Annotated in this window: 6 protein-coding genes, 1 tRNA gene and 2 pseudogenes; all 9 read right to left on the reverse strand. The window is 57.8% G+C overall.

The window, feature by feature from the left end; translation table 11 throughout:
* Nucleotides 1-1,140 (reverse strand): annotated as a pseudogene (gene rpoB / locus RMO57_RS19770) (DNA-directed RNA polymerase subunit beta); the annotation flags it as partial.
* Nucleotides 1,141-1,561: 421 nt separating this feature from the next.
* The gene (gene rplL / locus RMO57_RS19775) at nt 1,562-1,936 is read right to left on the reverse strand and encodes a 50S ribosomal protein L7/L12 (protein WP_310389585.1); all 375 of its coding nucleotides are present in this window, start codon (nt 1,934-1,936) and stop codon (nt 1,562-1,564) included.
* A 46-nt stretch (nt 1,937-1,982) separates the two neighbouring features.
* On the reverse strand, nt 1,983-2,531 hold the full coding sequence (gene rplJ / locus RMO57_RS19780) for a 50S ribosomal protein L10 (protein ID WP_310389587.1): 549 nt from the start codon (nt 2,529-2,531) through the stop codon (nt 1,983-1,985).
* Nucleotides 2,532-2,848: 317 nt separating this feature from the next.
* Complete coding sequence (gene rplA, locus RMO57_RS19785) at nt 2,849-3,556, reverse strand: 50S ribosomal protein L1 (protein ID WP_310389589.1); 708 nt, start codon at nt 3,554-3,556, stop codon at nt 2,849-2,851.
* 1 nt (nt 3,557) lies between these two features.
* Nucleotides 3,558-3,989 (reverse strand): 50S ribosomal protein L11, encoded by a 432-nt coding sequence (gene rplK, locus RMO57_RS19790; RefSeq protein WP_310389591.1) that lies wholly within the window; start codon nt 3,987-3,989, stop codon nt 3,558-3,560.
* Between the two features lie 169 nt (nt 3,990-4,158).
* On the reverse strand, nt 4,159-4,755 hold the full coding sequence (gene nusG / locus RMO57_RS19795; RefSeq protein ID WP_310389592.1) for a transcription termination/antitermination protein NusG: 597 nt from the start codon (nt 4,753-4,755) through the stop codon (nt 4,159-4,161).
* A gap of 31 nt (nt 4,756-4,786) precedes the next feature.
* Nucleotides 4,787-5,170 (reverse strand): preprotein translocase subunit SecE, encoded by a 384-nt coding sequence (secE, locus tag RMO57_RS19800; protein ID WP_310389594.1) that lies wholly within the window; start codon nt 5,168-5,170, stop codon nt 4,787-4,789.
* Nucleotides 5,171-5,321: 151 nt separating this feature from the next.
* A tRNA-Trp gene (locus RMO57_RS19805) sits at nt 5,322-5,397 on the reverse strand.
* Nucleotides 5,398-5,411: 14 nt separating this feature from the next.
* A pseudogene (locus RMO57_RS19810) lies at nt 5,412-5,706 on the reverse strand (elongation factor Tu); the annotation flags it as partial.

The raw sequence follows: 5,706 nt of genomic DNA on the forward strand, positions 1-5,706 counted from the left end.
CATCATGCGATAGATGGCCACGCGCGCGGCGAGCTCGCTGTCGGTCTCGTCACCGGCCAGGGTCTGGCTGATGTAGGCGCCCTGGTCGAGTTCGTTGGTGAACAGGCACTGGATGTCCTTGACGCCGGCCACGCGCAACTTCTTCAGCATCGTATCGGTCAGCTCGTCATTGGCCTTGGCAACGATTTCGCCGGTGTCGGCGTCGACCATGTTGCGCGCGATGATGCGGCCGACCAGGAAGTCCTCGGGCACCGAGATGAATTTCGTGCCGCTCTCGTCGATCTGACGGACATGGCGCGCCGTGATGCGCTTGTCCTTCTCGACGATGACCTTGCCTTCCTTGTCGGTGATGTCGAAGCGCGCCACTTCGCCACGCAAGCGATCGGCGACGAATTCGAGCTGCGCGCCGGCATCCATCAGGCGGAAGTTGTCGAAGACGAAGAAATGCGCCAGGATTTGCTCGGGGTTCAGGCCGATGGCCTTGAGCATGATCGTGACCGGCATCTTGCGGCGACGGTCAACGCGGAAGAACAGGATGTCTTTGGCGTCGAATTCAAAGTCCAACCACGAACCGCGGTAAGGAATGATTCGCGCCGAGAACAGCAGCTTGCCGCTGGAATGCGTCTTGCCCTTGTCGTGCTCAAAGAACACGCCGGGTGAGCGATGCAACTGCGAGACGATGACACGCTCGGTGCCATTGACGATGAAGGAGCCGTACTCGGTCATGAGCGGAACTTCGCCCATATAGACCTCTTGCTCCTTGATCTCCTTGACGGTCTTCGCCTGGGGCGATTCACGGTCATAGATGATCATCTGCAGACGCGCGCGAACGGCAGCCGCATAAGTCAACCCACGCTGCTGGCACTCGCGAGTGTCAAACGGCGGTTTGGCGATATTGAATTCGAGAAATTTCATCTCCACGAAACCATTGTGCGAAACAATGGGGAATGCGGAAAGGAAAGCTGCCTGCAGGCCCTCGGGCTTGCGTTTGGCAGGGGGCACATCCTTTTGCAGGAAGGCTACATAAGCCTCTTTCTGCATGGTGAGCAAATAAGGAACGTTGAGAACGCTCTCACGCTTGCCGAAGCTCTTGCGAATTCGCTTGCGCTCGGTAAAGCTATAGGGGGTTGCTTGCGCCATAAACACTCCGTGTCGAGAGCCCACCCCTGGCCGTGGGGCAAGCTTCGTCGGCGACTGGCTTCTCGAACTCCATCCCGAACGGACGGCTCGACGCTTGGTGATTGGCCACTACCAACCGCTGGCGGACAACTTCGGCATTGCACCAAAGTCCGACCAAACCGGTTCTCTGCAGTCGGATCAGAGAACACTTGAAATAACCGCGCATCATACATCGCGCGAATATTTCAACTAATCTCTACCGAAATAACCCTGCAACGCTAAAAGGGGAGGCCGTGAGGCCACCCCTTTTAAGCTTCGGCAAGCGTCTGCTGAACCGAACTACCCCCAGCCCCCGTCGGGTGGAGCAGACTTTCAACAAACCCAAGCTGCGGGCCTGTCATCAAAACTGAAGCCACCCAAGAGCGACTTCAACTCGTGACAGTTACTTGATCTCGACCTTGGCGCCGGCTTCTTCAAGCTTCTTCTTGGCGGCTTCGGCGTCGGCCTTGGACACGGCTTCCTTGACAGCCTTAGGAGCGCCGTCGACCAGGTCTTTGGCTTCCTTCAGGCCCAAGCCAGTGATTTCGCGAACTGCCTTAATCACGGAAACTTTCTGCGCGCCGACTTCGGTCAACATGACGTTGAACTCGGTCTGCTCTTCAACAACAGCAGCAGCGCCGCCGCCGCCAGCAGCTGGGCCGGCCATAGCGGCAGCGGACACGCCAAACTTTTCTTCAATAGCCTTGACCAGGTCATTGAGTTCCAGAACGGTCATTGCGTCCAGGGCGGTGATGAATGCGTCTTTATCGAATGCCATTTGTGGCTCCTAGATTCAGTTAATGGTTGCTTTATCAGCAGATCGTTCAGGCGGCAGGTGCAGCTTCTGCTGCAACTTCCGTGGCTTCTTCGGCAGCAGGAGCTGCGCCAGCGCCACGTTGCTCCGACACGGCAGCCAGTACGCGCGCGAAACGCGACACCGGCGACTGCATCAGACCCAACAGTTGGGCCAGCAAAACTTCCTTGCTTGGGACTGAAGCCAAGGCCTTGACGGCGTTGACATCCAGAGCCTTGCCACCGTAGGCACCGCCTTTGATGACCAGTTTGTCGTTGGTTTTAGCGAAGTCAGCAATGACCTTCGCAGCAGCGACAGCATCTTCAGAAAAGCCATAGATCAGCGGACCGACCATGCTCTCCGCGATGCACTCGAACTGGGTACCGGCAACGGCACGACGCGCCAGTGTGTTCTTCAGCACGTGAAGATACACACCCTTGGCACGCGCTTCGATGCGCAGCTTGTTCAGGTGATCAACGGTGAGGCCACGGTATTCGGCCAACGCCAAGGTCTGCGACTTAGCCGCTTGGGCTGCCACATCCGAAACGACGGCTGCTTTCTCGTTGCGATTGAGACTCAAGGTCTTCTCCTCACAAATACGTGCCCTTTGCCTTGCGGCTCCAGACACACCCGGGTTCAGCGACCTTCTGTCCAGAATCCCGCCAATCGCTTCTTGAAGAAGCGACCAACAAATCCTTTACAGCGGGACCGCCATCTGCGTTGGCTTCAAACAAGGCACCAAGTTTTAAAGCTCGGCACACCGTCGTCCATTAAGCAAACACCCAACGGGCGTTCACACCAACGGTCTTGGATGACGCGAAACGAGCCTGCGCCCGCTTCGCCCCACCAATGCTTCAGCACAGCGCCAGACTCGCGCTGCACAAATCTTCTTTGGACTTAGGCGGAAGCCTGAGCGTTGATGCTGGCCACATCCACACGGGCGCCAACGCCCATGGTGGAAGACACAGCAACCTTGCGCAGGTAGACGCCCTTGCTGGTGGCTGGCTTGGACTTGTTCAAAGCCTCGATCAGCGCGCGCAAATTGCCTTCCAGCTTCTCGGTGTCGAACGAGCGACGACCCAAGGTGCCGTGGATGATGCCGCCCTTGTCAACGCGGAACTGGACTTGACCAGCCTTGGCGTTCTTGACAGCGGTAGCGACGTCAGGCGTCACGGTGCCGACCTTGGGGTTAGGCATCAGGCCGCGTGGGCCCAAGATCTGACCCAAGGTACCGACGATACGCATCGTGTCGGGCGAAGCGATGACCACATCGAAGGGCATATCGCCAGCCTTGATGCGCTCGGCCAAGTCTTCCATGCCGACGATGTCAGCACCGGCAGCGCGGGCTTCGTCAGCCTTGGCGCCTTGTGCGAACACGGCCACGCGCTTGGTCTTGCCGATACCGTGAGGCATCACGACCGCGCCGCGAACGACTTGGTCAGACTTCTTCGAGTCCACGCCCAACTGAACGGCGACGTCGATGGACTCATCGAACTTGGCAACAGCCAGGCTCTTGACCAGATTCAGCGCTTCGCTCAGCGAGTACAGCTTGGTCGACTCGACCTTGCCCTGATAGGACTTTTGGCGTTTTGTAAGCTTGGCCATATCAGACTCCCTCTACCAGCACGCCCATCGAGCGAGCGGAACCAGCAATCGTACGAACTGCTGCATCCATGTCGGCGGCAGTCAGGTCTTTGGTCTTGATCTTGGCGATCTCTTCCAACTGGGCACGGGTCAGCTTGCCGACTTTTTCCAGGTGCGGCTTGGCCGAACCCTTGTCCAGCTTGGCCAACTTCTTGATCAGAGCAGTCGCTGGAGGCGACTTGATCACGAAGGTGAAGCTCTTGTCTGCGAAGGCGGTAATCACCACCGGCAGCTTCATGCCTGGCTCATGACCCTGCGTCTGGGCGTTGAACGCCTTGCAGAATTCCATGATGTTCAGGCCGCGCTGACCCAACGCGGGACCGACCGGCGGCGACGGATTCGCCTTGCCTGCCGCTACTTGCAGCTTGATAAAGCCGACAATTTTCTTAGCCATAACTTCTCCTGACAGAGTCACGGCGGCTCAGCCGCAACCCCTGAGTGCTAGCGCAAGGGGCTAGCAGCTTGACGCCGCATACCCTTGCTCCTCTTGTTCACATCTCGTTGTGAACTGACTACGGGCAGCATGCCGTCCACTTGCGTAGCCGGCGAGCGCTGTCGGGCTCTTAAATCTTCTCGACTTGCGCGAAGTCCAACTCAACCGGCGTAGCGCGGCCAAAGATGGTGACGGACACACTGACCTTGGACTTGTCGTAGTTGACACCTTCAATCGCACCATTGAAGTCTGTGAAAGGACCGTCCTTGACACGAACGACTTCGCCGACCATCCACTCGACCTTGGGCCGGGGCTTCTCAATGCCCTCTTGCATCTGGTTGACGATCTTCTGCACTTCGGCCTCCGAGATCGGAGCAGGGCGATTTTTCGCGCCACCCACAAAACCGGTCACCTTGGAGGTGTGCTTGACCAAATGCCAGGTGTCATCTTCCATCACCATCTCAACCAGCACATAGCCTGGGAAAAAGCGCCGCTCGGTGACGGCTTTCTTGCCATTCTTCAACTCGACGACTTCTTCGGTCGGCACCAAGATGCGGCCAAATTTCTCCTGCATCTCGGCACGGTCGATGCGTTCACGCAGATTGCGCTCAACGGCCTTTTCCATGCCCGAATATGCGTGCACCACATACCAGCGCTTCGGGAGACCCGTCGGCACCACGGCTTCGCTTGCAGCTTCTGCCGCGGCATTGCCCAGTTCTTCAGTCATTGCAATCCTTCAACGCTCACGTAACGCTTACTTAACGCTTCCAACCCAAGACCAGGTCATACAACACCCACTCCAGCGTCTTGTCGGTCAACCAGAGGAACAAGGCCATCACCACCACGAAGGCAAAGACATAGCCGGTCATTTGGCGCGCTTCTTTGTGCGTCGGCCAAACCACCTTACGTACCTCACGCGCCGAATCGCGCCCATAGGCGATCAGCGACTTACCGGACTCGGACGTAAAAAATGCCCCCACGGACGCTGCAAGCAGCACCAGCAGCGCAGCCCATTGAGCAATCGACCCTTGCTTCGCCAAGGCATAGTAAGCAACCAGAGCGGCCGCCAGCAGCAGTACAGCAGCAGCCAGCTTAGCCTTATCAGCGCTGGTCGTTACCGTTTCGACTTGAGAATTGGACATTGATTCGCTTCCATGCCTCGCAACATGTGCGGGCATTCGATATTTGAAACACTTGTTGGGCGATACCCACCAGCAGCAAAGCCCGCCGGGAATAACTCCCGCGGGCCGATTGCCTAGAACCAACGAACCAACTACCGTGATCAGCGGAGGTTGGCAGGGGCGGAGGGTTTCGAACCTTCAACCTTCGGTTTTGGAGACCGACGCTCTGCCAATTGAGCTACGCCCCTATGGCACTGATAGTTTAAGCGATGATCGTAGCAACCACGCCCGACCCGACGGTACGGCCACCTTCACGGATCGCGAAGCGCAGACCGGTTTCCATCGCGATCGGAGCGATCAACTTGATCGTCATGCCGACGTTGTCGCCGGGCATCACCATTTCTTTGTCCGCAGGCAACTCAACCGCCCCGGTCACGTCCGTCGTGCGGAAGTAGAACTGGGGACGGTAGTTGTTGAAAAACGGCGTGTGACGGCCGCCCTCTTCCTTCGACAAGACATACACCTCAGCCGTGAAGTGAGTGTGCGGCTTGATCGAA

This window comes from Roseateles sp. (assembly GCF_031397715.1).
Classification (GTDB): domain Bacteria; phylum Pseudomonadota; class Gammaproteobacteria; order Burkholderiales; family Burkholderiaceae_C; genus Paucibacter_A.